The organism is Gordonia sp. KTR9 (assembly GCF_000143885.2).
GTDB lineage: Bacteria > Actinomycetota > Actinomycetes > Mycobacteriales > Mycobacteriaceae > Gordonia.
On sequence record NC_018581.1, the window covers coordinates 1,972,882 to 1,998,027 of the forward strand.

The 25,146-nt window shown below is 68.3% G+C and carries 24 protein-coding genes; 11 read left to right on the forward strand and 13 right to left on the reverse strand.

Annotation, left to right across the window (positions count from 1 at the left end; genetic code table 11):
* Positions 1-129 precede the first annotated feature (129 nt).
* Together KTR9_RS09765 and KTR9_RS09770 are read right to left on the reverse strand one after the other, a co-directional pair.
* Entirely contained in the window at positions 130-1,626 is a 1,497-nt protein-coding gene (locus KTR9_RS09765) for an MFS transporter (protein ID WP_014926251.1), read from the reverse strand.
* A gap of 121 nt (positions 1,627-1,747) precedes the next feature.
* Entirely contained in the window at positions 1,748-2,542 is a 795-nt protein-coding gene (locus tag KTR9_RS09770; protein WP_014926252.1) for an SGNH/GDSL hydrolase family protein, read from the reverse strand.
* 519 nt (positions 2,543-3,061) lie between these two features.
* On the opposite strand from KTR9_RS09770, the gene KTR9_RS09775 reads away from it, so the two are divergent.
* Positions 3,062-6,451, forward strand: coding sequence for a pyruvate carboxylase (locus KTR9_RS09775; protein ID WP_014926253.1), 3,390 nt, complete (start codon positions 3,062-3,064; stop codon positions 6,449-6,451).
* 35 nt (positions 6,452-6,486) lie between these two features.
* Here KTR9_RS09775 and uraH read toward each other — a convergent pair whose 3' ends face one another.
* Together uraH and uraD are read right to left on the reverse strand one after the other, a co-directional pair.
* The gene (gene uraH / locus KTR9_RS09780; protein WP_010841947.1) at positions 6,487-6,813 is read right to left on the reverse strand and encodes a hydroxyisourate hydrolase; all 327 of its coding nucleotides are present in this window, start codon (positions 6,811-6,813) and stop codon (positions 6,487-6,489) included.
* A complete protein-coding gene (uraD, locus tag KTR9_RS09785) occupies positions 6,810-7,328 on the reverse strand; it encodes a 2-oxo-4-hydroxy-4-carboxy-5-ureidoimidazoline decarboxylase (RefSeq protein WP_044506387.1) in 519 nt (172 codons plus the stop codon). Before uraD ends, uraH begins: the two co-directional genes overlap by 4 nt.
* A 51-nt stretch (positions 7,329-7,379) precedes the next feature.
* Here uraD and KTR9_RS09790 point away from each other — a divergent pair, with 51 nt between their 5' ends.
* Together KTR9_RS09790 and KTR9_RS09795 are read left to right on the forward strand one after the other, a co-directional pair.
* Positions 7,380-7,967 carry a nucleotidyltransferase family protein gene (locus KTR9_RS09790; RefSeq protein WP_014926255.1) on the forward strand — a complete coding sequence of 196 codons (588 nt, stop codon included), beginning with the start codon at positions 7,380-7,382 and terminating at the stop codon, positions 7,965-7,967.
* A gap of 127 nt (positions 7,968-8,094) precedes the next feature.
* A complete protein-coding gene (locus tag KTR9_RS09795) occupies positions 8,095-8,865 on the forward strand; it encodes a hypothetical protein (RefSeq protein ID WP_014926256.1) in 771 nt (256 codons plus the stop codon).
* Positions 8,866-8,903: 38 nt separating this feature from the next.
* Here the strand turns inward: KTR9_RS09795 and KTR9_RS09800 are convergent, their stop codons facing one another.
* Genes KTR9_RS09800 through KTR9_RS09810 form a run of 3 tightly spaced genes read right to left on the reverse strand, consistent with a single transcriptional unit; the run spans position 8,904 to position 12,525 of the window.
* Positions 8,904-11,009: a xanthine dehydrogenase family protein molybdopterin-binding subunit gene (locus KTR9_RS09800; protein WP_014926257.1), complete on the reverse strand. Its 2,106-nt coding sequence runs from the start codon at positions 11,007-11,009 to the stop codon at positions 8,904-8,906.
* The gene (locus KTR9_RS09805) at positions 11,006-11,989 is read right to left on the reverse strand and encodes an FAD binding domain-containing protein (RefSeq protein WP_014926258.1); all 984 of its coding nucleotides are present in this window, start codon (positions 11,987-11,989) and stop codon (positions 11,006-11,008) included. Before KTR9_RS09805 ends, KTR9_RS09800 begins: the two co-directional genes overlap by 4 nt.
* Entirely contained in the window at positions 11,986-12,525 is a 540-nt protein-coding gene (locus KTR9_RS09810; RefSeq protein WP_035717109.1) for a 2Fe-2S iron-sulfur cluster-binding protein, read from the reverse strand. The genes KTR9_RS09805 and KTR9_RS09810 overlap by 4 nt, the downstream gene beginning before the upstream one ends.
* 76 nt (positions 12,526-12,601) lie before the next feature.
* Here KTR9_RS09810 and KTR9_RS09815 point away from each other — a divergent pair, with 76 nt between their 5' ends.
* Positions 12,602-13,912 (forward strand): NAD(P)/FAD-dependent oxidoreductase, encoded by a 1,311-nt coding sequence (locus tag KTR9_RS09815; RefSeq protein WP_014926259.1) that lies wholly within the window; start codon positions 12,602-12,604, stop codon positions 13,910-13,912.
* 209 nt (positions 13,913-14,121) lie between these two features.
* Entirely contained in the window at positions 14,122-15,243 is a 1,122-nt protein-coding gene (locus KTR9_RS09820) for a nitronate monooxygenase (RefSeq protein WP_014926260.1), read from the forward strand.
* A 9-nt stretch (positions 15,244-15,252) separates the two neighbouring features.
* Here the strand turns inward: KTR9_RS09820 and KTR9_RS09825 are convergent, their stop codons facing one another.
* Genes KTR9_RS09825 through KTR9_RS09835 form a run of 3 tightly spaced genes read right to left on the reverse strand, consistent with a single transcriptional unit; the run spans position 15,253 to position 17,519 of the window.
* Positions 15,253-15,582 carry a rhodanese-like domain-containing protein gene (locus KTR9_RS09825; RefSeq protein ID WP_010841956.1) on the reverse strand — a complete coding sequence of 110 codons (330 nt, stop codon included), beginning with the start codon at positions 15,580-15,582 and terminating at the stop codon, positions 15,253-15,255.
* A 10-nt stretch (positions 15,583-15,592) separates the two neighbouring features.
* Positions 15,593-16,012 carry a MarR family winged helix-turn-helix transcriptional regulator gene (locus tag KTR9_RS09830; RefSeq protein ID WP_044506391.1) on the reverse strand — a complete coding sequence of 140 codons (420 nt, stop codon included), beginning with the start codon at positions 16,010-16,012 and terminating at the stop codon, positions 15,593-15,595.
* A 31-nt stretch (positions 16,013-16,043) separates the two neighbouring features.
* Entirely contained in the window at positions 16,044-17,519 is a 1,476-nt protein-coding gene (locus tag KTR9_RS09835; protein WP_044507830.1) for a PAS domain S-box protein, read from the reverse strand.
* A gap of 174 nt (positions 17,520-17,693) precedes the next feature.
* Between KTR9_RS09835 and KTR9_RS09840 the strand changes: the two genes are divergently transcribed.
* From KTR9_RS09840 to KTR9_RS09865, 6 genes are all read left to right on the forward strand, one after another.
* Positions 17,694-18,869 (forward strand): acyl-CoA dehydrogenase, encoded by a 1,176-nt coding sequence (locus KTR9_RS09840; RefSeq protein WP_010841959.1) that lies wholly within the window; start codon positions 17,694-17,696, stop codon positions 18,867-18,869.
* 65 nt (positions 18,870-18,934) lie between these two features.
* Positions 18,935-19,297, forward strand: a complete 363-nt coding sequence (locus KTR9_RS09845) for a hypothetical protein (protein WP_014926263.1) — start codon at positions 18,935-18,937, stop codon at positions 19,295-19,297.
* Between the two features lie 58 nt (positions 19,298-19,355).
* Positions 19,356-20,633: an aromatic ring-hydroxylating oxygenase subunit alpha gene (locus tag KTR9_RS09850; RefSeq protein WP_014926264.1), complete on the forward strand. Its 1,278-nt coding sequence runs from the start codon at positions 19,356-19,358 to the stop codon at positions 20,631-20,633.
* Positions 20,626-21,123 (forward strand): aromatic-ring-hydroxylating dioxygenase subunit beta, encoded by a 498-nt coding sequence (locus tag KTR9_RS09855; protein WP_010841962.1) that lies wholly within the window; start codon positions 20,626-20,628, stop codon positions 21,121-21,123. The genes KTR9_RS09850 and KTR9_RS09855 overlap by 8 nt, the downstream gene beginning before the upstream one ends.
* Before the next feature lie 14 nt (positions 21,124-21,137).
* Positions 21,138-21,890, forward strand: a complete 753-nt coding sequence (locus tag KTR9_RS09860; RefSeq protein WP_035717128.1) for an SDR family NAD(P)-dependent oxidoreductase — start codon at positions 21,138-21,140, stop codon at positions 21,888-21,890.
* 39 nt (positions 21,891-21,929) lie between these two features.
* Entirely contained in the window at positions 21,930-22,880 is a 951-nt protein-coding gene (locus KTR9_RS09865) for a PDR/VanB family oxidoreductase (protein ID WP_014926265.1), read from the forward strand.
* A 23-nt stretch (positions 22,881-22,903) separates the two neighbouring features.
* Here KTR9_RS09865 and KTR9_RS09870 read toward each other — a convergent pair whose 3' ends face one another.
* The 3 genes from KTR9_RS09870 to KTR9_RS09880 are packed head-to-tail and all read right to left on the reverse strand — an operon-like array spanning position 22,904 to position 25,122.
* A complete protein-coding gene (locus KTR9_RS09870; protein ID WP_014926266.1) occupies positions 22,904-23,524 on the reverse strand; it encodes a response regulator transcription factor in 621 nt (206 codons plus the stop codon).
* Positions 23,521-23,799: a hypothetical protein gene (locus KTR9_RS09875; RefSeq protein WP_004572205.1), complete on the reverse strand. Its 279-nt coding sequence runs from the start codon at positions 23,797-23,799 to the stop codon at positions 23,521-23,523. Before KTR9_RS09875 ends, KTR9_RS09870 begins: the two co-directional genes overlap by 4 nt.
* Positions 23,800-23,826: 27 nt before the next feature.
* Positions 23,827-25,122, reverse strand: coding sequence for an amidase (locus KTR9_RS09880; protein WP_014926267.1), 1,296 nt, complete (start codon positions 25,120-25,122; stop codon positions 23,827-23,829).
* Positions 25,123-25,146: the final 24 nt, after the last annotated feature.

The window sequence follows — 25,146 nt, forward strand, 5'->3', positions numbered from 1 at the left end:
CGAGGCCGATGCGCCCGTCGGAGCGGATCGCCGAGATCGACGTCAAGAGAAGCACGGCGTCACGCTACGTGTATCCGGTGCGGTCCGCATCTCGTGATCGGCGGGCCGGTGGTAGACGTGATCGACTCGTCAGACCGGGGTCTCGGCGCTGCGTCCGTGTGCGGGGATGCCGAAGGCGACCAGGGCGGCGACCACGCTCATGACGAGGGCGATGCCGGAGGCCCACAGGTAACCATCGGCGGTCGGGACCTCGACCGTGGTCCCATCGGCGGCTTGAACCGAGACCATCGACCACGTGAGGAGCATGCCGACCACCGCGGCGGCCGTCGACGTCCCGACGATCCGCATGAGCGCGTTGACGCCGTTGGACTCACCGGTCTGCTCGACACTGACCGATTGCATGATCAGGGCCGGCATCGCCGAGTAGGCGATGCCGAGACCCGCGCCGATGCAGCAGGCGATGACGACCATGTGGATCCACGTCAGGTCCCACGGGCCGGCGATCCCGACGATGAACACGACGTAACCGATCCCGATCACGATCGCGCCCATCGCCAGGGACACGCGGGCGCCGAAGCGTGCATTCATGCGACCGCTGACGTGGGAGAAGAGGAACATGACCGCCCCACTGGGCGCGAGCAGCAGACTCGCGTGGACCATGTCGTAGCCGAAGCCGTCCGGGCTGCTCGTCGGGGCCATCAGCAGCTGGATCGGGATGAGTTGCATCGCGTAGAAGGCGAACCCGGTCGCGATGGAGGCGAGGTTGGTCATGAGCAGCGGACGCTTGGCGAGGATGCGGAGATCGATCAGTGGACCCTTGCGACGGAGTTCGACGAGGACCCACACGCCCAACGACACGACGAAGCCGGCGAACAGCCCGAGCGTGACCGGAGCGGACCATCCCCATTCGGCGCCCTTCGACAACGGCAACAGCAGGCAGACGAGCAGCACGGTGAGGCCGAGCGCACCGAGCGCGTCGAAGCGGCCGCCCGAGGGCTTGGCGGTGGACCGCACCGTGAGGGCCACGCCGACGCCGGCCAGGGTCGCGGCGCCGGCACACGACCAGAAGAGGGCGTGCCAGCTCACGTGCTGGGCGATGAGGGCGGCGACCGGGAGTCCGAGTGCACCGCCGATGCCGAGCGAGGCGCTCATCGTCCCCACCGACGAGCCGAGGTGGCGGGGCGGGACGATGTCGCGCATCACGCTGATGCCGAGCGCGATGATGCCGAAACCCAGACCCTGGAGGCCGCGGCCGATGATGAACAGCGGGAGCGACGTCGCGACCGCGCAGGCGACCGAACCCACGGCGACGAAACCGAGACTGACCAGGATGGCGAGACGTTTGCCGTACATGTCACCGATCCGCCCGCCGATGGGGGTCGCGACCGCGCCGAGCAGCAGGGTGATGGTGATCGCCCACGTGGTGTCGGAGGCATCGGCGTGCAACAGCGCGGGGAGCTGGGGGATGAGCGGCACGATGATCGTCTGCATCAGTGCCACGACGATGCCGGCGAGGCAGAGCACGGCCACCGCCAGGCGGGGGTGGGGCTTGTCGGCGGCGGGATCGGGGGGCGGGAGGTCCGGGGTGCTGTCCGTTGTTCCGTCGGCGTCGGTGCGGCTGGTCACGCCGTCATCCCGCTGGTTCCGATCATCGATTGTTCACACCTCCGAACGATCAGGGTATCGCGCGGGCGATCGACGCAGACGTTCGGATCCGCCCGAGCGGGGCCTGATCGGCTCAGTACAGCTAGGCGAGCTCGGCGGCGCTGACGGGGTGCGGCCATCGCGGGGTGAGTCCGTCACCCGACGAGACCCCACGGATGCGTCGCATCACCCACGGTCCGAGAAACGTCCGGGCCCATTCCGCGTTCTGGCGCCGTTGCTCCCGGCGGGTGGCGACCGCGGCGGCGGCCAGGGTGGCGGGTGTGATGTCGTGGTCGACGCCGAGGAGGTCGAGGACCCGGCCGGACATGTGTGCGTGGCCGAGCGGGGACATGTGCAGGCGGTCGGTGTCCCACATGCGGTAGTCGTCATATCCCGGCATGCGCCAGAAGTCGCAGATCAGTGCGCCGTGGCGCTCTGCCACTCCGCGCACGAGTTCGTTGTAGATCGCGATGCGTCCGCGCAGCATCCGGAACACCGGAGCCCATCCGGTGTCGTAGGCGGTGAAGACGACGACGGTGGCGCCGGTCGCCGCCAGGTCGCCGAGTGCGGCGTCATAACGCGCGATCAACTTGTCCACGTCGAGGGACGGACGCATGAGGTCGTTCCCGCCCGCATAGATGGTGACGAGGTCGGGGTCCAGGTCGATGGCCGGACCGACCTGCTCGGCGACCACCTCGTCGAGCAACCGGCCGCGGATGGCGAGGTTCGCGTAGGTGAAGGCGGACCGGTCCGGGCCCGTCCCGTCGTCGGCCCGCGCGGCGAGTTGCTCGGCGACGCGGTCGGCCCATCCGCGGACACCGTTGGGTCGGGTCGGATCCGGATCGCCCACGCCTTCGGTGAACGAATCGCCCAATGCCACGTAGCGGGTGAAGCCCACGAGCGCGCCTTCCTGTCGAGTGTCGGCATGACGCTAATCCCGTCTGTCGGCCCGATCAAAGCGCGCCCTGGACGGAGCGATCGGTCGGCATTCCGACGGAGCGATCGATCGGCATTCGGAGGATTTCCGGACCGCGGATCTCTCATTGTCGATCGTCGGAGGAGAGCATTTCTCAACACAGCGGCAATGAGTGCCACGTACATTGCGCGGCAATTGTTTTCGATTCTCGCGGAAGGGTCGGTGCATCGCGGCGGCAGGGTGTTCCGATCAATTCGGAATGCGGTCCCGGCGGCCCTTTCCGAAAGCGTCGAAGGCAGTGTGAGGGGGTGGCCGGTCGGCCGGTCTCGGTGAGTAGGATCACGACGTGAACTGCCCGTGGAAAAACGGGTCGGCGTCGTCGGGACACCTGCGTCGAACCGTGTCCGCCGGGGGGTTTGTTCGCGCGATCTCCACCGCGATTGTGCGAGTCGCTGAGCACGCGCCGGACCGGCGCAGGCGTGAGAGAAAGAGAACACGACGATGTTCGACAAGGTTCTGGTCGCCAACCGCGGCGAGATCGCCATCCGCGCGTTCCGCGCTGCCTACGAACTCGGTGCGCGCACGGTCGCGATCTTCCCGTACGAGGATCGCACTTCGGTGCACCGGCTGAAGGCCGACGAGTCCTATCAGATCGGGGTGCCGGGACATCCGGTGCGGGCGTATCTGTCGGTCGACGAGGTCGTCAGCGCGGCGGTTCGCTGTGGCGCGGACGCGATCTACCCCGGGTACGGGTTCCTGTCGGAGAACCAGGGTCTGGCCGCGGCGTGCGCGGAGGCAGGCATCACCTTCGTGGGTCCGAGCGCCGACATCCTGGAGATGACCGGTAACAAGGCGACCGCGGTGGCCGCGGCGAAGGCTGCGGGCATCCCCGTTCTCGCGAGTTCGGAGCCGTCGTCGGATCTCGACGAGTTGCTCGCCGCGGCCGAGGACATGCAGTTCCCGGTCTTCGTGAAGGCGGTCGCCGGTGGCGGCGGGCGTGGGATGCGTCGCGTCGACGAGCGCGCCGATCTCGCCGAGGCCATCGCCGCCGCGTCGCGCGAGGCCGAGGCCGCGTTCGGTGATGCGACGGTGTTCCTCGAGCAGGCGGTGGTCAACCCGCGGCACATCGAGGTCCAGATCCTCGCCGACACCTACGGCAACGTCATCCACCTCTATGAACGCGACTGCAGTCTGCAGCGCCGCCACCAGAAGGTGATCGAGCTCGCGCCCGCGCCGAACCTCTCGGATGAATTGCGCGAGCGAATCTGCTCCGACGCAGTGGCTTTCGCCCGTTCCATCGGCTACTCGTGTGCGGGCACGGTGGAGTTCCTGCTCGACGAGCAGGGCCGGCACGTGTTCATCGAGATGAATCCGCGCATCCAGGTCGAGCACACGGTCACCGAGGAGATCACCGACGTCGACCTCGTCAGCGCGCAGCTGCGCATCGCCTCGGGTGAGTCGCTGGCTGATCTGGGCCTGAGTCAGGACGTGATCGGCATCCGCGGAGCCGCCCTGCAGTGCCGCATCACCACCGAGGACCCCGCCAACGGCTTCCGGCCCGACGTCGGCCGGATCACGGCCTACCGCAGCCCGGGCGGCGCGGGTGTCCGGCTCGACGGCGGCGCCACCCTGGGTGCCGAGGTCAGTGGTCACTTCGACTCGATGCTGGTCAAACTCACCTGTCGTGGAAGGGATTTCCCGACCGCGATGCGGCGCGCACGGCGCGCTGTGGCCGAGTTCCGCATCCGCGGCGTCGCGACCAACATCCCGTTCCTGCAGGCGGTGCTCGACGACCCGGACTTCCGCGCCGGCCGCGTCACCACCTCGTTCATCGACGAACGTCCCGGCCTGCTGACCTCACGCTCGTCGGCCGACCGCGGCACCAAGATCCTGTCGTACCTCGCCGATGTCACCGTCAACAAGCCGCACGGTGAGCGTCCGACGACGGTGTACCCGAGGGACAAGCTGCCCACCGTCGAGCGCTCGGTGCTGGCCTCGCCGCCGAACGGCTCACGGCAGCGGTTGCTGGAGCTCGGCCCGGAGGGGTTCGCCCGTGACCTGCGGGAGAACCCGCGTCTGGGCATCACCGACACGACGTTCCGTGATGCGCACCAGTCGCTGCTCGCGACGCGGGTGCGCACCAACGGGCTGCTCAACGTCGCGCCGTATGTGGCGGCGCTGACCCCCGAACTGCTCTCCGTCGAGTGCTGGGGCGGCGCGACCTACGATGTGGCACTGCGCTTCCTGAAGGAAGATCCGTGGGATCGCCTCGCGCAGTTGCGCGAAGCCATCCCCAACATCTGTCTGCAGATGCTGCTGCGCGGCGCCAACACCGTCGGGTACACGCCGTATCCCACGAAGGTGACGACCGCGTTCGTGTCCGAGGCGACCGACGTCGGCATCGACATCTTCCGCATCTTCGATGCGCTGAACAACATCGACGCGATGCGACCGGCGATCGACGCGGTCCGCGAGACCGGCACGGCGGTGGCCGAGGTGGCGATGAGTTACACCGGCGATCTGTCGGATCCGGCCGAGGACCTCTACACGCTCGACTACTACCTGCGGCTGGCCGAACAGATCGTGGAGGCGGGCGCCCACGTCCTGGCGATCAAGGACATGGCGGGTCTGCTGCGGGCACCCGCGGCGACCACCCTGGTCACGGCGCTGCGGCGGGAGTTCGATCTGCCGATCCATGTGCACACCCACGACACCCCCGGCGGGCAGCTCGCGACCTACATGGCCGCGTGGCAGGCCGGTGCCGACGCCGTCGACGGCGCCAGCGCCGCGTTGGCGGGCACCACCAGCCAGCCGCCGTTGTCGGCGATCGTGGCCGCGACCGCCCACACCGAGCGGGACAGCGGGATCGACCTGGCGCGGGTGTGCGACCTCGAGCCGTACTGGGAGGCGCTGCGAAAGGTGTACTCGCCGTTCGAGTCCGGTCTTCCGGCGCCGACCGGCCGGGTCTACTCGCACGAGATCCCCGGCGGGCAGCTGTCGAACCTGCGGCAGCAGGCCATCTCCCTGGGCCTGGGCAACCGCTTCGAGGCCGTCGAGCAGGCCTACGCCGCAGCCGATTCGATGCTGGGTCGGCTGGTCAAGGTGACCCCGTCGTCGAAGGTCGTCGGTGACCTCGCGCTGGCCCTGGTGGGTCGCGGTATCACCGCGTCGGACTTCGCCGCCGATCCGGCGTCCTACGACATCCCGGACTCGGTCATCGGCTTCCTGCGCGGCGAGCTGGGTGATCCGCCCGGCGGCTGGCCCGAACCGTTGCGCACCCTCGCGCTGCAGGGTCGGGCACCCGCCCCGGAGGTCACCGAACTCACCGCCGACGACGAGGCCATCCTCGACAAGCCGGGGCGCGACCGTCAGGTCCGGCTCAACCACCTGCTGTTCCCCGGTCCGGCAAAGGAATTCGAGGAGCACTACGAGGCCTACGGCGACACCTCGACGCTGTCGGCCAACCAGTTCTTCTACGGTCTGCGCTACGGCGAGGAACATCGGGTGGTGCTCGAACCGGGCGTGGACCTGCTCATCGGGCTCGAGGCGATCAGCGAACCGGATGAGCAGGGCATGCGGACGGTCATGTGCGTCCTCAACGGCCAGTTGCGGCCCATCGCGGTGCGCGACCACTCGGTCGATTCGGCGGTCGCGTCGGCAGAGAAGGCCGACCGTTCCGACCCGCACCACATCGGCGCCCCGTTCGCCGGCGTCGTCTCCCTGTCGGTCGACGTCGGCGACGAGGTGGCCGTCGGCGCGACGATCGGCACGATCGAGGCGATGAAGATGGAGGCGGCGATCACCGCGCCGGTCGCGGGCAAGGTGGCCAGACTCGCCGTCGGACAGGTCACCCAGGTCGCGCCGGGTGACCTGCTCATCGAGATCCGCTGATCCGAGGGCGGCGGGGCGAGCGCCCCGCCGCCCGGTCAGCTACCCCGGTAGGTCGAATAGGCGAAGGGGCTCAACAGGATCGGTACGTGGTGGTGACGTTCGGGGTCCTCGATCTCGAAGCAGATGTCGATTTCGGGATAGAAACCCTTGATGTCGTTGTCGGCGAACCAGTTCCCGGTGTCGAAGACGAGGTGGTAGATCCCCGGGACGAGGGTCTCGGTGTTCACGCTGGTGATGCGACCGTCCGAATCGGTCGTGCCGGCGGACAACTGCGTCCCCGACGCATCCTGGAGGGACACCTCGACACCGACGGCGGGTGCTCCCGACACCGCGTTCAGGACGTGCGTGGACAGTCCGGTCATCTCGAAACCCCTTGATCGTCGGCGTGTTCGTCGGCGTTGTGCTCGGTCGACAGCATACGGAGCAGGCGGGCGCGGTTGATCTTCGCCAGTTCCTCGCGCAGGACGCGCCGTTCGGTCGTGGCGTCATTGGTCATCCGCTGTTCGAGGATGGCCAGCAGTTCGTCGGCGGGCCGGCCGTTGGCGAAGACCAGGTACACGTGCCCGAACCGCTCCTCGTAGGACGCGTTGCGCTCGCGCAGCTCGGCGAGCACCGACGCCGCAGCCCCGGCCACCCCCGACTGCTCCCGCGCCGACGAGGCGTTGTCCGGCCGGTCGCCGATCCGGGGGTGTCCGGCGAGCGCCTCGTCGACGTCGTCCTCCGAGATCTCGGCGAGGGCGTGGTCGGCGACGTCGAGCAGTGCCGGGACATCGCGAAAGGGCCTGGCGCGGATCATGCGCTCGATCCAGGCCGTCGATGCGCAGCAGGAGCGCAGGGCGGACCGGGCCTGCGCGTCGTCCATCTCGTTGAGCAACATGGTGACCAGCCTAGGATCAGCGGGCGTGGTCGTCGCGTGGAAGATGGAGCGATGAGCGACAGCACCGTGCCCTCGCGCGCGCATCGGTCGCCGGGTCAGGTGCTCGGTGCGGTGCTCGCCGCCGGCGCCGGAACCAGATACGGAATGCCGAAGATCCTCGCAGACGACGGAGAGTGGCTCGAGTGTGCGGTCGCGGCGTTGCGCGACGGTGGCTGCGCCGAGGTGGCGGTCGCGATGGGCGCCGCGGTCGTCGAGCCGCCCGCGGGCGCCGAGGCCCTGATCGTCGAGGACTGGGCCGACGGGGTGGGCGCCTCGGTGTCGGCCGCCCTGCGGTGGGCGATCGCACGACCGGCCGCTGCGGGACTGGCAGTGCACGTGGTCGACACCCCCGACACCGGCCCCGAGGTCACCCGACGGGTGCTCGACGCGGCGTCCGGTGATCGAGGCGTGCTCGCTCGAGCGGTCTTCGACGGTCGTCCCGGACACCCCGTGTACATCGGAGCCGACCATTTCGCGTCCGCGCTGCGCGTGATCGGCGGTGATGTGGGGGCTCAGGTCTATCTCCGCTCCCAGGCGGTGACCCCCGTCGAATGCGGGGATCTGTCCACCGGTGAGGACATCGACGAGCGGTTCCGCTGAGGGCGGGCGTGCCCATTTCGAGACCTTCTCGTCGCCGTTCCGGTGCACGGTGATCCCACGTGGGACAACCGTCCATGTCTAGGGTGCAGACATAGCCGGGTAACGGACCGCACTCTCCTCGAAGCGGGTGATCGCCGTGGCGCAGGATCGTCGTCGACGCCTCACCGCGATCATCGCCGCGCTCGTCGTGGGAGGCGGACTCGCCGCGTGCGCGACCGGTCCCGACGCCGCCGATCCGAACCCCGTCTCACGGTTCGTCGAGGATTCGCATCTGCCGCCCGGATTCGACACCACTTTCCGCTGGACCGCCACCGGGGTCCTCGACCCGCAGTCCGCCGAGGGCACCTTCGTCCGCGCCTTCACCGAGTCCTTCGAACTCGCCAACGCCGGTCGGTCGGCCCGGTGGGGGTACCCCGGTTTCGCCGAGGCCGCGCCGTCGAACATCGACCAGATGGTGACGGCGTACCCCGCGGACGTGTCGGCGTCGGAGCGCGAGGTCGGCACGGCCTTCTACCGCGCTCTGCGCCGCGTCGACGACAACGGGTGGGCGCGAATCGTACTGTGCCGCCATGGATATCGGTCCGTGCAGCGAGACGGCGCCTGGACCGTCGGCTTCGACACCCCGCGACCGGTCGAGATCGACATCCGACGGGTGGGGCACGATCCCGCGGTCGCGTCGCGCGGCGGCGAACGAACCCCGGGGTCCGATGTGTTCGGCGGGTGGTTCACCTCCCGCTACGACTTCGCGGCGCTGTATCCGACCCCGACAGCCGACCAGAAAGCGTGTGCGGCAATGACTCCGGCGGGAATGCCGCGCTGGCTGCCGATGGCCGACGCCGAGCCGTGGCCGTCGCTGTCGCCGTCGCCGGGGTGGTCCAGCTACCCCGGTGCGGCTTGAACCTCGACCGGAGACCCCGTGCCCACTGGTCGGGGTACCTACTGGTCGGGCAGCCCGTCGAGCAGGTCGTCGAGGTGGACCGGCAGGTCGCGGACCCGGACTCCGGTGGCGTTGTGGATCGCGTTGACCACTGCCGCGGCGCTGCCCACGATGCCGATCTCACCTGCGCCGCGTGAGCCCATCGGAGTGGCGTGCTCGTCGCGGTCGTCGAGACAGATCGCGTCGACGTCGGCGATGTCGGCGTGTACGGGGATGTGGTACTCGGCGAGATCCTGCGTGACCACGTGCCCGAAGCGGTGATCGCGAACGCTTTCCTCGTGCAACGCCATCGAGATGCCGAAGGTCATGCCGCCGATCAGCTGTGAGCGGACGGTGCGCGGATTGATGGCACGCCCGATGGAGAACACCCCGAGCATGCGCGGGATCCTGATCTCGCCGGTGTCCACGTCGACGCGGACCTCCACGAAGTGCGCGCCGAACGAGGCCACCGTGAACTTCTCGAGGTCGGGGTTGTCCGCGGCCTCGGCGCTCAGCTCCGCGCCCTCGGGCGGATCGTCGCCGAATCGCGCGCGGAACTGATGCGCGGCGGTGACGATCGCCGATCCCCACGACGAGGTGCCCGACGAGCCGCCGGCGACGGTGGCGCTCGGGAGTGCACTGTCGCCGATCTCGATGTCGACCACGTCGGTGGAGACCCCGAGCGCGTCGGCGGCGATGAGCAGCAGGGTCGTCCACGCACCGGTCCCGATGTCGGTGGCGGCGATCCGCACCGAGTAGCGACCACCGCGATGTGCGATCGAGGCCTCGTTGCCCGGTTGCACCATGTGCGGGTAGGTCGACGATGCGACGCCCAGGCCGATGAGGTGGCGACCGTCGCGTAGTGAGCCGGGCTCGGCGGCACGGCGGTCCCAGCCGAATCTGGCGGCGCCCTCGCGGAGACAGTCGAGCAACCGCCTCGACGACCACGGGTTACCCGTCTCGGGGTCCTCCGACGGTTCGTTGCGCACACGCAGCTCGATCGGGTCGATACCGGTTGCGTGCGCGAGTTCGTCCATCGCCACCTCGCCGGCGAACATCCCCGGCGCCTCACCGGGCGCGCGCATCCAGAAGGGGACCGGCACGTCGAGCGGGACGACATGGTGGTCGGTCCGGCGGTTCTCGGCGGCGTACATCGAACGCGACGTGACCGCGGCCTGTTCGGCGAACTCCTTGGCATGTGCGCTGTGCGTGTGCGCTTCATGTACCAGGGCGATGAGGTGGCCCGTGCGGTCCGCGGCGAGCCGGAGCCGCGACCGCGTGGGCGCGCGGTGTCCGACGTAGACGAACATGTGCTGTCGGGTGACGGCGAACTTCACCGGACGCCCGGGCAGGCTCATCGCCGCGAAGGCGGCCAGCACGTCGTGGGAATGGGGGGAGCCCTTGGAGCCGAAACCGCCGCCGACGTGCGGCGCGACGACCCTCATCTGCTCGGGCTCGAGTCCGAGGACCGGCGCCAGCGTGGACACCACGCCCTGTGTCGACTGGGTCGAGTCGTACAGCGTCAAGGTCGAGTCGGCGGGCTGCCACGTCGCCACCACGGTGTGGGGCTCCATCGGGTTGTTGTGCTCTTCCGGCGTCGAGTACCACTCGTCGATCGTGACGAGGTCGGTGTGTGCCGGGTCCCCTGCCGCCCGGTCCAGGATTCGGTCGGGGTCGCCGTCCAGCGAGGTCGGCTCGAATCCGCCGTTGACCTGTTCGGGCCGGTAGCTGCCGGGGTGATCGACGCGGAACTCGGTGTCGTGGTCGTCCTCGTCGTAGGTCACGGTCACAGCCGCCGCGGCCTCCCGGGCCGTCTCGGGACTCTCCGCGACGACGGCGCCGATCAGCTGACCGCGGTAGGCGATCTCCGGCGACTGCAGGATCGTGAGGTCGCCGTTGGACGTGTCCGCGAGTCGAGGCGCGTTCTCGTGGGTGAGGACGAGTAGGACACCGGACGTGGATTCGGCTGCGGCGGTGTCGAATCCGGTCACCCGGCCGCGCGCGACGGTGGCGGTGACAGGCCACAGGTACACCGCGTCGGTGAGGTGCTCGTACGCGTAGGGCGCCGTGCCGCGGACCTTGTCGGCGCCGTCGATCCGTGCATGGGAGGTGCCGATGGCGGTCATCGGGTGCTCAGCTCCCGCAGGGTGGCGATCAGGGTGCGACGGGCCAGGGGCACCTTGAACTCGTTTCCGTCCAGTGTGCGCGCGTCGCCGAGTTCGGCGTCGGCTGCCGCGGCGAACAGTTCGGGTGACGGGCGCTGCCCGCGCACCACGGCTTCGGCGCGTTCGGCCCGCCAGGGCTTGTGTGCGACGCCGCCGAGCGCGATCCGAGCGTCGCCGATCACGTCGCCGTCCATCGTCACCTCGGCCCCGACGGACACCAGGGCGAACGCATAGGAGGCGCGGTCGCGGACCTTGCGGTAGGTCGACGACGAGTCGGGCGGCGGAGGCGGCACGTCGACGGCCACGATGACGTCGTGTGGCTCGAGCACCGTGTCGCGTTCGGGGTGTTCGCCCGGCAGGCGGTAGAAGTCCCGGATGTCCACCTCGCGCTCCCCGTCGGGACCCTGCACCACGACGCGCGCGTCGAGGACGGTGAGGGCCACCGCCATGTCCGACGGGTGGGTCGCCACGCAGGCGTCCGACGCGCCCAGGACGGCGTGGTACCGCGTGTAACCGCCGATGGCCGAGCATCCCGAACCCGGCGTCCGCTTGTTGCAGGGTGTCGTGACGTCCTGGAAGTACACGCACCGCGTGCGCTGCAGCAGATTGCCCGCGTTCGTCGCGAGATTGCGCAGTTGCGGAGATGCGCCCGAGAGCAGCGCGCGTGCCAACACGGGATAGCGACGTCGGACCAGGGGGTGGGCGGCGGTGTCGGCATTGCGGGCGGTGCCGCCCAGCCGCAGCGAGCCGTCCGGTCTCTCGGTGATGTCGTCGAGTGGAAGGCGCGAGATGTCGAGCAGCGCAGTCGGATCGGCGATCCCTAGCTTCATGTGATCGACGAGGTTGGTGCCCCCGGCGATCAGTTTCGCGCCGTCGTGGTCGCGCAGGAACTCCACGGCGCCGGCCACATCGGTCGCCCGGTCGTAGGTGAACGGGATCATCGATCGACCACCTGTCGGATCGCGGCGAGGATGTTGGGGTAGGCAGCGCACCGGCAGAGGTTGCCGCTCATCCGTTCTCGGATCTCGTCGTCGGCCAGCCTGTCGGCGCCCTCGGTCGGCGGGCTCGCATCCCCGGCGGACGGGTCGAGGTCCTCGGTGACGTGGCTCGGGTACCCCTGCTTCGCCTCGTCGAGCATGCCGATAGCCGAGCACAACTGACCGGGGGTGCAGTATCCGCACTGGAAGGCGTCTTCGTCGATGAACGCCTGCTGCATCTCGTGCAGGTCGTCGCCCTCACCCAGCCCCTCGGCGGTCACGATCTCACTGCCCTCGTAGGCCACCGCGAACGACAGGCAGCTGACGATCCGACGACCGTCGACCAGGACGGTGCAGGATCCGCACTGCCCGTGATCGCATCCCTTCTTCGGGGAGAAGATCCCGAGCCGGTCGCGCAGGCCGTCGAGCAGGGTCGTGCGCGTGTCCACGACGACGTCGTGATCGGCACCGTTCACGGACAGCGAGATTCTGGCTTCCACATCGCGGGGCGTACCCGACGGCCCGGGCGGTAAACACTCGCCGCAGATGCGTTGGATCTCTGGAAGAATCGGCGCAATGGCCACCTCGAGACCCAGAGTTGTCGTCATCGGCGCCGGATTCGCGGGCATGCACTGCGTCCGTCGGCTCAAGAACGAGCCGGTGGATGTCACCATCGTCGACCGCGGAACGAGCCACCTGTTCCAGCCACTGCTGTATCAGTGCGCCACCGGTCTGCTGTCGGAAGGCGCGATCTCCAGCCCGGTTCGTCATCTGACCCGCAGACACAAGAACCTCGACGTGGTACTCGGTGAGGCTTCGGGCATCGACGTCGACGCCCGCGAGCTGACCGTCGACCGCATCGACGGGTCGTCGTTCCACCTCTCGTACGACTACCTCGTCGTCGCCGCCGGGATGCGCACCGCCTATCGCGGCAACGAGGACTTCGCCGCCCACGCGCCGGGGATGAAGACCCTCGACGACGCGCTGTCGATCCGGCGCAAGATCATGGCCGCGTTCGAGATGGCCGAGACGATCACCGACCCGGAGGAGCAGCGGTCCTGGCTCACCTTCGCGGTGGCGGGTGGCGGCCCCACCGGGGTCGAGCTCGCGGGACAGATCCGGGAGGTCGCGACGCTCGCCCTCGAGCGGGAGTTCGACGCGATCGATCCGGCCCAGGCGCGGGTGCTGCTGCTCCACGGCGGTGATCGGGTACTGCCGTCGTTCTCCTCCAGACTCTCGGCCAGTGCCCAGCGCACCCTCGACGATCTCGGGGTCGAGACCCACCTCGGTGTGCATGTGACCGGTGTGGGGGAGGACTTCGTCGAGACGACCCGCAAGGCCGACGGCAGCAAACAGACCTATCCCGCACGGACGACCCTGTGGACGACCGGTGTCGAGGCCGTCCCGTTCGCCACCACACTCGCCCAGGCGCTCGGTGTCGAACAGGACCGCGGGGGGCGGATACCGGTGGAGCCCGACCTGTCGGTCCCGGGCCACCCCGACGTCTTCGTCTGCGGTGACATGAGCTCCTACCGCGACCTCGCCGGGGTTGCCGAGGTGGCCATGCAGGGCGGCCGTCATGCCGGGTCCGTGATCGCCGAAACCGTTGCGGGCCAGGCCGACCGGTCCCCGTTCAAATACCGCGATCTCGGCACGGCCGCCTACATCGCGCGCCGTCACGCGATCGTGCAGTCGGGGCCGCTCCAGTTGTCGGGGTTCCTCGGCTGGGTCGCGTGGGGCGTCATCCACATCGCCTTCCTGGCGGGTGTGCGCAACCGTATGGGCACCGTGATGACCTGGGGTGCAACACTGCTCACCGACAGTCGGCGGGAGCGCGCGATCACCTACGGCGACCCGGAGACGGCGAGGCAGCCCTACGGGGGGTGACCGGGTCGATTAGGCCCGCTCGCTTCGCTCCCGGCGCCGGGTTGATTCGGCCCGCTCGTTTCGCTCCCGGCGCCGGGTTGATTCGGCCCGCTCGCTTCGCTCCCGGCGCCGGGAGCAGCCCGAGTTGCCCTCGAACGCTTGTCCGTGACCCGCGCGCCTGGTATCCAGAGTAGAACACGTTCTAATTCTGACAGGGCGAGGAGTCCTCCATGCACACTCCGATCTGCGACGAGCTCGGTGTCGAGTTCCCGATCTTCGCGTTCACCCACTGCCGCGACGTCGTGGTCGCGGTGAGCAAGGCCGGCGGGTTCGGCGTGCTCGGCGCGGTCGGCTTCACGCCCGAGGAACTCGAGGTCGAGCTGAACTGGATCGACGAGCACATCGGCGACCGCCCCTACGGCGTCGACATCGTCATCCCGAACAAGTACGAGGGCATGGACTCGAACATGTCGGGCGAAGACCTGGCCGCGATGCTGCAGTCGATGGTTCCCGCGGAGACCCTCGACTTCGGTCGCAAGCTCCTGCGTGACCACGGGGTGCCACTCAACGAGGACAGCGACAACTCCCTGCAGCTCCTCGGCTGGACCGAGGCCACCGCCACCCCGCAGGTCGAGATCGCGTTACAGCATCCCAAGGTCACCCTGATCGCGAACGCCCTCGGGACGCCTCCCGCGGACATGATCGAGAAGATCCAGTCCGCGGGCCGCAAGGTGGCCGCCCTGTGCGGATCGCCGAAGCAGGCGCGCAAGCACGCCGACGCGGGCGTCGACATCATCATCGCCCAGGGTGGCGAAGGTGGTGGTCACTGCGGCGAGGTGGGTTCCATCGTGCTGTGGCCGCAGGTGGTCAAAGAGGTTGCGCCGGTGCCGGTTCTGGCCGCCGGGGGCATCGGCAGCGGCGAACAGATCGCGGCCGCGCTGGCCCTGGGTGCGCAAGGCGCCTGGACCGGATCGCAGTGGCTCATGGTCGAGGAGGCCGAGAACACCCCGGTCCAGCAGCAGACCTACATCGAGGCGTCGAGCCGGGACACCGTGCGGAGCCGGTCGTTCACCGGAAAGCCGTGCCGGATGCTGCGCAACGACTGGACCGAGGCCTGGGAGGACCCCAACAATCCCGATCCGTTGGGGATGCCGCTGCAGTACATGGTGTCCGGCATGGCGGTGGCCGCGACCCACAAGTACCCCGACGAGAGCATCGACGTCGCCTTCAATCCCGTCGGGCAGGTGGTCGGTCAGTTCCGCAAGGTCGAGAAGACCTCCGCGGTGATCGAACGGTGGGTCACCGAGTACATCGACGCGACGAGCAGTCTGGACTCGTTCGCGAACGCTTAGGGCGTCGACTCACTCGGATAGCGCGCCGCCGGCGGCCCGCCAGCCGATGAGGCCGCCGCTCATGTTCGTGGCGTCGAAGCCGTTCTCCACGAGGAGGTTCGCCGCACCGGCGGATCTGATTCCGCCGGTGCAGAACGCGATGAGGAGCCTGTCCTCGGGTAGCTCGATGCAGCGCTCGGGCAGGACCTCGAGCGGCATGTGTACCGCTCCCGGGATGTGGACGCGGTTCCATTCGAAGTCGCGACGCACGTCCACGATCACCGCACCCTCGGCGACGAGGCGCACGGCGTCGGAGGCGGGCACGGCGGGCGGGCGCCGGAGATAGTGACGGACCTTCATAACCTTCAGTCTAACTGAAGGTACGGGACACCGACTCGAAGTGTGCGGCGAGGGCCGCGGTGAGCTCGGGGTGGCGGGCGGTGAACTCGGCGTCGAGGCGGGTGACCCGCTCGGCGGCCTGTGCGAGAAGGTCCTCGCCGGCGGCGGTGATCCCCAGCGTCGATGCGGTGCCGGCGTGCGCGGTCCGGTCGTCGACGAGCCCGGCGTCGACGAATCCCGAGACCGCCGTGTGCGCGCTCTGCACCGTGATCCGAGAACGGCGCGCGAGCTCGCTGAACGAGATCCCCGGCGTGCCCCGGATGTGGCCCAGGAGACCGTACTTCCGCGGGGTGAGACCGAGCGGTTTCAGCGCCGTCGTCAGCTCGGCCTCCCAGACGCGGCCCACCGTGAGCAACATGACGGTGGGACTGAACGGCGGCGGCTCCGGCATGGTCGCAGGCTAACAGCCGTGCGGGGTCGGGTCAGGGCGCCGGCGCGAGCGGGAACGTCACGCGGACCGCGGTCCCGGACGGTTCGTTCGGCAGGTAACTGATCGTGCCGCCGTGCCGTTCCACGATGTGCTCGGAGATGATCAGCCCGATCCCCGAGCCGTCCTGTTTGGCGGAGAACGCACCCGACGCGAGCCGGTCGGCGGGTGCGCCCGTCATGCCGCGGCCCTGGTCGCGGATCCACACCGAGGCCTGTCCGTCGGCCTCGCCGGTCTGGATCGTCAGCTCTTTCACCTCGGTCGTCGGCCGCACGATCTCGTCGAGTGCGTTGACGCAGAGGTTGATGATGACCTGACCGATGAGCACGTTCTCGCCCTGGATCGGCAGGTCGCGGTCGAGGGTCTCGGCATACACCCGGACCCCCTGCTCGGCCGCGCGCAATCGCACGAAGTACAAGCTCTCCTCGACGGTCTCGTTGAGGTCCATCAGGGTCGCCGTGCTCTCGATGCGTCGTACGTAGCGCTTCACGGACGCGACGATGTCGGCGGCGCGGTGCAGCTGTTTCTCGATCTGGTCGATCCCGTAGGCGAGGCTCCGTGCATCGACCGTCTCGGCGGACACGCGCGCCTTCAGGCCGGTGAGATAGTTGGTCGACGCCGCGAGCGGCTGACCGAGCTCATGGGCCAGGATCATCGCCATGTCGCCCATCGCGTGATAGCGGCTCAGGTACTGGAGATTGGCTTCCTGGTAGGCGTTGCGTCGCTCCCATTCGACCCGGTCGGTCACGTCGCGGACGGTCAGGACCCGCGACCGGATGCCGTCATGGGCGACGATCTCGAGTTCGCCGGCCAGCCACACGGTGCTGCCGTCGTCCTTGATGATCTCCTGCTGGATCTCCACCGAACCCCCACCGTCCGCCAGGCGTTCGACGACGGGGTCACTGGTCAGTCGGGGTTCGCATCGTCCGAGGTCTTCCAGATGGACCCCCGACAACTCCGCGGGGGTGCGACCGAACAGCTTCGCGGCCAGCGGTGAGATGTCGTCGATGCAGTTGTCGTCGTCGAGCACGACGATGCCGGCCGAGGTGTGGGTCATGATGCGCTGCAACGACTCCGACACCCACGTGAGTTCTTCCTGCAACTCGACCTCGTCGGAGATGTTGCGGAACTCGACCATCACGACCGGCCCGTCCTCGCAGCGCACGAGAGTCGCGCGCGCATCGGTGAGGAATTCGGTGCCGTCCTTCGCGCGGTACTTCCACTGTTTGCGGCTCGACCCGTGGACCACCGCCGACTGGAGCCACGCCACCCCGACCTCGCGGCGATACTGGCGTTCCTGCGCGCTCATGTGGTGCGCCTTGAGCGGCTTGAGCTCTTCGAGCGTGAAACCGAAGATGCGGCAGGCGGCCGGATTCGCCCACAGGATGTTCTTCGAACTCGCCTCGTGGATCAGGATCCCGGTACCGGTGTTGAGGATCATCTGCTCGAAGTCCCGACGAGCGGGGAACATCGCCATCACCTCACCTTCGTCGAGTTCGACCTTCGCCCCCGCCACGATGCCATGCAGGTGAGGACACGCAAGTAAGGAATTGCTTACCCGCGACGCGGGAAATCCCGATACCGCGCCGGGTCCCGCGTCCATAGTGTCGGACTCGAGATCGAGAGTCGATTCCGAACGGAGACAATGATGACCGCGGAGAGCCTGACCGAACGGGTGTGTGCCGAACCGGCGGGGGCGGCGCGTGATGCAGCCTTCGATCATGCGCTCGACGTGCTCCGGGATCGTCGGGACGAGTTCAACTCGCAGCGGTACGTCCCCGGTGACTACATCGCGTTGCTGAAGCGCGCCGGCATGTACCGGGCGTCGACGCCGGCGGTGTTCGGGGGTGAGCCGATGGCGCCGTCCGATTTCATGTCGCTCGTCGAGCGCATCTCCGCTGTCGACCCCGCCACCGGGTGGGTGTCCAGCTTCGGATCGTCGCTGGTGTACTTCGCCGCACTGCCCGCCGAGACGCAACGGAAGATCTACGCGCACGGACCCGACATCGCGTATGCGGGCGGACTGTTCCCGATGCAGGAGGCACAGAAGGTCGACGGGGGCTACCTGTGTACCGGGGTCTGGCAATTCGCGAGCGGATGCCGCGGTGCCGACCTCATCGGCATCGGCCTGGCCGGCGGACCCGAGACCGGCGGCAAACCGCTGACGGCACTGGTCGATCCGGCCGACGTGGAGATCGTCGAGAACTGGGATGTCGCCGGGATGAAGGCGACGGGTTCACACGCGGTCCGCGCCGATCGCGTGTTCGTGCCGGAGGAGATGACCTTCGTGCGGGGCGGCGCGCCCCAGATCGACGAACCGCTGACCCGCTACCCGGCGCTGGCGTACGCCGCCCAGGTGCTGGCGGTGGTGACCCTCGGTGCGGCCCGGGGTGCACTCGACTATGCGATCGAGGTCGGTGCGGCGCGGACCTCGATCACCGGGGGAGCCAGCAAGGGAAACCGCCCGGCATACAAGAGCGGCCTCGCGGTCGCCGAGGCCGAATTACGTTCGGCGCGAGCGTTCTTCTACGACAGCACCGACCAGGTGTGGGCCAAGGCCGTCGCCGGAGCGCACATCTCGACCGACGATCAAGCGTTGCTGCGGCTGAGTGCCACACACGCGGCGCATGTCGGGCGCAGCGTGGTGCTGCAGGTCTTCGATCTCGCCGGGACCGGCGCCATCTACGAGACCCATCCGCTCCAGCGGTACCTGCAGGACGCCCTCGTACCCGCGCAGCACGCCATGTTGCAGACCAACACCTACGAGGCCGCCGGTGCCCTGCTCCTCGGCCTCGAGGCCGGAATCCCCAGCTTTCCCTGACACACCCGACATCAGCCCGGACATCACGACCGCCGACATCACCACCCGCAAGGAGTGCACCGCCCATGACCGACGAACCGTTGCGCACGCTGTTCTGCGTGGGGAACAACCAGAACTTCTTCGACCTGCCCAAGGCCGACATCGGTCCGGTGTGGAAGGCGACGATGGAATTCCTCTCCGGTCTCAAGAACCTCGACGGCGTCGAGATCATCGGGACCTTCGACGACGATGCCCACATGGTCGGGCCGTCCGAGGGCTGGCCGTGGACCTTCTACGTCCTCGCCGACGTACGCGACCAGCCGACCGTCAAGGCGGCCTGCAACCTGTTGCGCACCACCATGGTCGGCGAATACGCCCTCTGGAAGTACTTCAAGGTCGAGGCGAGGATGGGTCGGGCTCTCACCATCCGCGACGACGTCGCCTCGTGAGCACCGCCTCCTGCGCGACAACCGATCCCGACCATCCCGACCACACGAAGGATTATCGATGACCACCATCGAGAGGCCGACCCGCGGCTTCGCGGACCTCGCCGAGAAAGACCGCGTCGCCGGTCAGCTCTACACCGATCCCGAGATCTTCGCCGAGGAGATGCGCAAGATCTTCTACCGCACCTGGGTGTGGGTCGCGCACGAGAGCGAGGTCCCCGAGGCAGGTTCGTTCAAGACGACGCAGGTCGGTGACCAACCGGTCATCGTGACCCGGGATCGCAAGGGCAACTTCAACACCCTGCTCAACAGGTGTCGGCATCGCGGTGCGACGGTCTGCGACCAGCGCAGCGGCAAGGCCAACGGGTTCACCTGCCCGTACCACAATTGGTCGTACACCCTCGACGGCCGGCTCCGTGGTATCCCGTACCCGGACGGGTACGAGGGCGTCGTCGAGAAGAACGACTTCCCGCTGCAGAAGTTGCGCACCGAGAGCTACCTCGGCATGATCTTCGCGACGTTCAACCACGAGATCGAGCCGCTCGAGGATCACCTCGGTGACGCCAAGATCTGGATGGAGCGATTCCTCAAGCAGTCCAACGGATTTCCCACCAAGGTGCTCGGCAGCCACAAGTTCCGCTTCAAGGGCAACTGGAAGATCCAGCTCGAGAACACCACCGACGGTTACCACTTCCCGATGGTGCACAAGTCGTGGATGGCCTCCGTCGACGCCGAGACCGCGAACATGATGTCGTTCATGGACGATCCGGCCGCGCAGACGCATGCCCTCGGCAACGGGCACAGCGTCGCGATCATGGCGGCCGCGCACGCCGACCTCGACGTCGACGACGGCAGCGAGGAGATCCAGCCGCGGTTCCAGCACCTGGTCGACGAACTGGCCGAGGCGGGGGAGAGTCCCGAACGCATCCGTCGCTACATGCGTTCGATGCACGGTTGCGGGTTCAACCTCAACATGTTCCCGAACATCGCCATGTCGTCGTCGTTCTTCCGGGTGCTCATCCCGATCAGCGTCGACGTCACCGAGGTGTGGCACATGGCCATCGGTATGGAAGGCGGTCCGGAGAGCATCAACCGGGAACGCCTGCGCATCCACGAACACTTCCAGGGCCCCTTCGGGTTCGGTAGCCCCGACGACGCGGAGGGATGGGACCGGGTGCAGATAGGCGCCGGGGGCAACCCGAACATGCCGATCCTGGTCAACCGCGGGGAGAACCGCGAGTTCACGACCGAAGAGGGCTGGCCCACTTCGCATGTCACCGACGAAACCGGGATGCGCGAGTCCTACGGCATGTGGAAGAGGATGATGAGCGATGACTGAACTGCACACCTTCAACGACCCGCGTGTCCTGCGCGCGATCGCGCTCGTGTGGAAGGAGGCCGAACTCCTCGACGCCAAGGACTATCCGGCGTGGGAGGCCCTCTACACCGACGACGCGCATTACGTCATCCCGATCGATCCCGACACCGACGACTTCGACTCGTCGCTGAACATGGTGTACGACGACAAGCGGATGCGGCGGCTGCGCGTCGAGCGGATGATGCAGGGGTACGCACCGTCGGCGGTGGCCGCGGCTCGTACGGTTCGAGTCATCTCGCGCTTCACGGTGTCCGACGTGAGCGAGGACACCGTCATCCTGCGCTCGGCGCAGATCCTCAACGCGTTCAAGCGCGATGCCTTCTCCACGATCGGCGCCGAGCTCACCCACACCATCTCACTCGGACCGGACGGGAACGACCGGATCAGCCTGAAGGTGGCCCGCCTCATCGACAGCGAGGACGCGGTCAGCGCCTCGGGATACCTCGTGTGAACGGGGGCGTGGACATGAGCTCGACCACCAAGGGGATCGCGGTCGTCACCGGCGCCGCCGGCGGGATGGGTTCCTTCATCGCCCGCCGGCTCCATCGGGACGGACATCGCGTCCTGCTCACCGACATCGCCCTCGACCCGGCCCGACGGATCGCCGAAGAACTCTCGCCCGACGGGTCGACGGCTCAGGCGGCGGTCCTCGACGTCGCGCACCGGCAGAACTTCGTCGACGCGCTGGCACATGTGCAGTCGGTGTGGGGCACTCCCACGATCGTCGTCAACAACGCCGCGCTGACCCAGGCGGCCGATCTCATGAGCATCGACGAGCCGGATTTCACGCGGGTGCTGAACACCAACGTCAACAGCATCTTCTTCGGCTGCCAGGTGTTCGGTGCCGCAATGGCCGACGAGGGTTTCGGCCGCATCGTCAACATGGCCTCGCTGGCGGGCCAGAACGGCGGCACCGCCACCGGCGCGCACTACGCCACGTCGAAGGGCGCGATCCTGACGGTCACCAAGATCTTCGCGAAAGAGCTTGCGCCGAAGGGGGTCACGGTCAACGCGATCGCACCGGGACCCCATGACCTGCCCGTCGTGAAGGCGACCGTTCCGCCGGACAGACTCGACGCCGTGATCGCCGGCATCCCCGTCGGCAAGCTGGGCAGCCCCGACTTCATCGGGGACATGGTCGGCCTGCTGACCGCCGAGAACGCCTTCTTCGTCACGGGTGCGTGCTGGGACGTCAACGGTGGGCTCTTCGTCCGCTGATCGCACCTGTAGAACCATCTGCCATCACCAGGAGTACACATGGCCCTCACCGACGTCGTCGTGTCCGCGATCGTCCAGGAGACCCCGAGCATCAAGACCTTCTACCTGTCGAGGCCCGACGGCTCGACGATGGGGGAGTACACGCCGGGTGCGCACATCGACGTCGTCGGGCCGACCGCCATCACCCGGCAGTACTCGCTCTGTAGCCGCCCCGACGGCCGGGAGTCGTTCGCCGTGGCGGTCAAGCGTGAGGACCAGTCCCGGGGCGGGTCGGCGGCACTGCACGAGCTGCGGGTCGGCGACCGGCTGCAGATCAGCGAGACGCGGAATCTGCTCGGGATCGACCCCGCGGCAATGCATCACGTCCTGGTGGCCGCCGGGATCGGGATCACCCCGATGCTGAGCATGGCGCGCCACATGGACGTGCACGGCATCAGCTTCGAGCTGCACTACTTCGCCCGCACCGCCGAGGACGCGGCGTTCCTGCCGCTGCTGCGCGAGCGCTGCCCGGAGAAGCTGCACGCCCACGTCGGCGTGCGCCGCGAGGCCCACGGAGCGATCCTGACCACCGCCCTGGAATCGGCACCGCAGCAGTCGCACGTCTACGTCTGCGGCCCGGACGGCTTCATGACCAAGGTCCGGGAACTCGCCGAACGTTTCGTCCCGGCCGACGCGGTCCACTTCGAGAACTTCCACGCCACGGACCAGCCCGACGCGTCGGAGAACACCGCTTTCGACGTCGAGCTCGACGGACAGACGTATCACGTGCCGGCCGATCGGAGCATCGTCGAGGTCCTCGAGGAGAACGGTTGCGACGTCGACACCTCCTGTCAGGAGGGCATCTGCGGCACCTGCATCATGCAGGTCCTCGCCGGCGAACCCGAGCACCGCGACAACGTGCTGACCAAGGCGGAGCGAGAGTCCGGAGAGGTGATCGCCGTGTGCGTCTCGCGGACCTCCGGCGAGAAGATCGTGCTCGACTACTACTGAACCGAGCGCCGGGGGGGCGGATCTCAGGAGTTGGTCGGCACCTCGACATCGAAGCGGAGGATGTCCCGCACGAGCGTGCTGATGCTGTCGGCGTCGGTCTTGCTCTTGATCCGCGCACGGTGCACGTCCACCGTCTTCACGCTCATCTCGAGCCGGCGTGCGATGTTCTGGCTCGGCAACCCCTCGACCACCAGCGCGAGGATCTCGCGCTCACGGGGCGTGAGGAGAGCGACCTTCGACTCCACCGACCGCTTCTGCTCGTGGGTGCGAAAGCGCTCGACGGCCTTCTCCATACCCGCCTGGACGGCGTCGAGCAGTCGCTGGGGGTCGTAGGGCTTCTCCAGGAAGTCCATCGCGCCGGCCTGCAGCGTGGACACCGACATCCGGATGTCGCCGTGCGCGGAGACGAAGATGATGGCGACGTGCGGCGCGAACTCGTTGAGCTTCTCCTGCAACCGCGGACCGCTCATCGTCGGCATTCGCACATCGAGCACGATGCACGCGGGCGCGTCCCCGGAGTACTGCGCGAGGAAGTCGTCGGCGCTGTGGCAGATCCGCGGCGAGATCCCGATGCTGCCGAGTAGCCAGTCGACCGATTCGCAGAGCTCCGGGTCGTCGTCGACCACGTACACCGTCGCGGTCACACCCACGCCGCGTCCGCCGTCCAGTAGTTCATGCCGACGGCACTGACCTGATGCCGCCACTCCGAGGTCCGGTTCAGCCAGGGCTCCTCGCGCCGGACAGATTCGTCGGCGGCCTCCGGACCATCGGCTTCGACGGTCCAGTGCACCCAGTTGACCTCGCGGCCGTGCTCGTCGTGCACGAACAGGTCGACGTGATGCCAGCCGTAGTTGAAGGTGTCCTCGTAGCACGTGAGGAACATCCGGTGATGCGTCTCCGGACGGGGCTTGATCGTCATGGCAGATCTTCTCTCTTCCAACCGGACTCAGGCCGGAACGACCGGATGCGACCGGAGCTCGGTCTCGAGCACGGCGGCGACCTCGAACAGCGCCGACTCCCGCCCGAGCAGACCGATCACCTGTAGCCCGAGGGGCATCCCGGCGTCGGTTGTCGCACCGGGCACGACGACGACCGGACACCCGAGGAGTTGCCACGGGCGGCTCAGCACCGGTGACCCGGTTGCCGCGAGACCGTGCGGTGCGGGACCGGGTGCGGCGGGACCGACGATCACGGTGTGGTCGCCGAGCGCCTCGGCGAGTAGATCACGGGAGCGGTCGCGGCGGATGAGGGCGGCCGCATGATCGGTGACGCTGATCGCGCGGCCGGCTTCGACGAGTGCGCGCAGTTCCGGGCCGAGTGCGTTCGCGTGTTCCCGGACGGCGTCGTCCAGCGTGCGGGCCGCCTCATGGGACATGACCGTCACGTGGTCGTCGGCCAGGGTGCGCACGTGATCGTCGTACTCGAGAGCCCGGGTCTCGACGCCGGCTCCGTCGAGCAGTTCCGGCAACCGGTTGATCAACCCCGTCATCGCCTCGTCGATCGGATGCAGGTCGCTGCCGCCCCACACCACCACGGTCCGGACGGTGGAACGTCCGGGGACGATCGGCGAACGGCCGGAGAAGGCGGAGTACACGTACTGCAGGTCGGCGATGTCCCGGGTGAGGATTCCCAGGGAGTCCAGCGACTCGCTGAGCCCGGTGACCCCGGACAGGTCCGTCGAGCCGTGCGCGAGGACCATGCCCGCCGCACCGCAGTAGGCGGCCGGCCGCGTCAGCGAACCCGCGGTCTGCGTACCGAGCGCCACCGGGATGACACCGGCCCCGACGGCGGCCGCCGATCCGCTCGACGACCCGCCCGGCGTGTGCTCGTGCTGGTGCGGATTACGCGTGGGTCCGGGCGAGAAGTAGCCGAACTCGGTCGTGACCGTCTTGCCCTGGACCACCGCACCGAGGTCGCGAAAGCGACTGACACAGGGTGCATCCGAGGATGCCGGTGACGAGGACGTGATGGGGGAACCGGCTCGGGTCGGCAGCCCGGAGACGTCGATGAGGTCTTTGACGCCGAGCGAGACACCGCGCAGGGGCCGACGCCCAGGCATCGCATCCTGCCGGCGTGCGTCGTCGACGACGGTCGGGGACAGCTCGACCCAGGCGTGCAGTTCGGTGTCGGTGCGGATGATCTCCTCACGAACCTGTTGCGCCAGAACCTCCGCCGACACGACCTTCTCGTGCACCGCGGTCGCCTGCTCGCTGATGGGGTGTTTCCAGTAGGCCGAGCTCACCGTTCCTCCTTCGCGTTCTGGCAC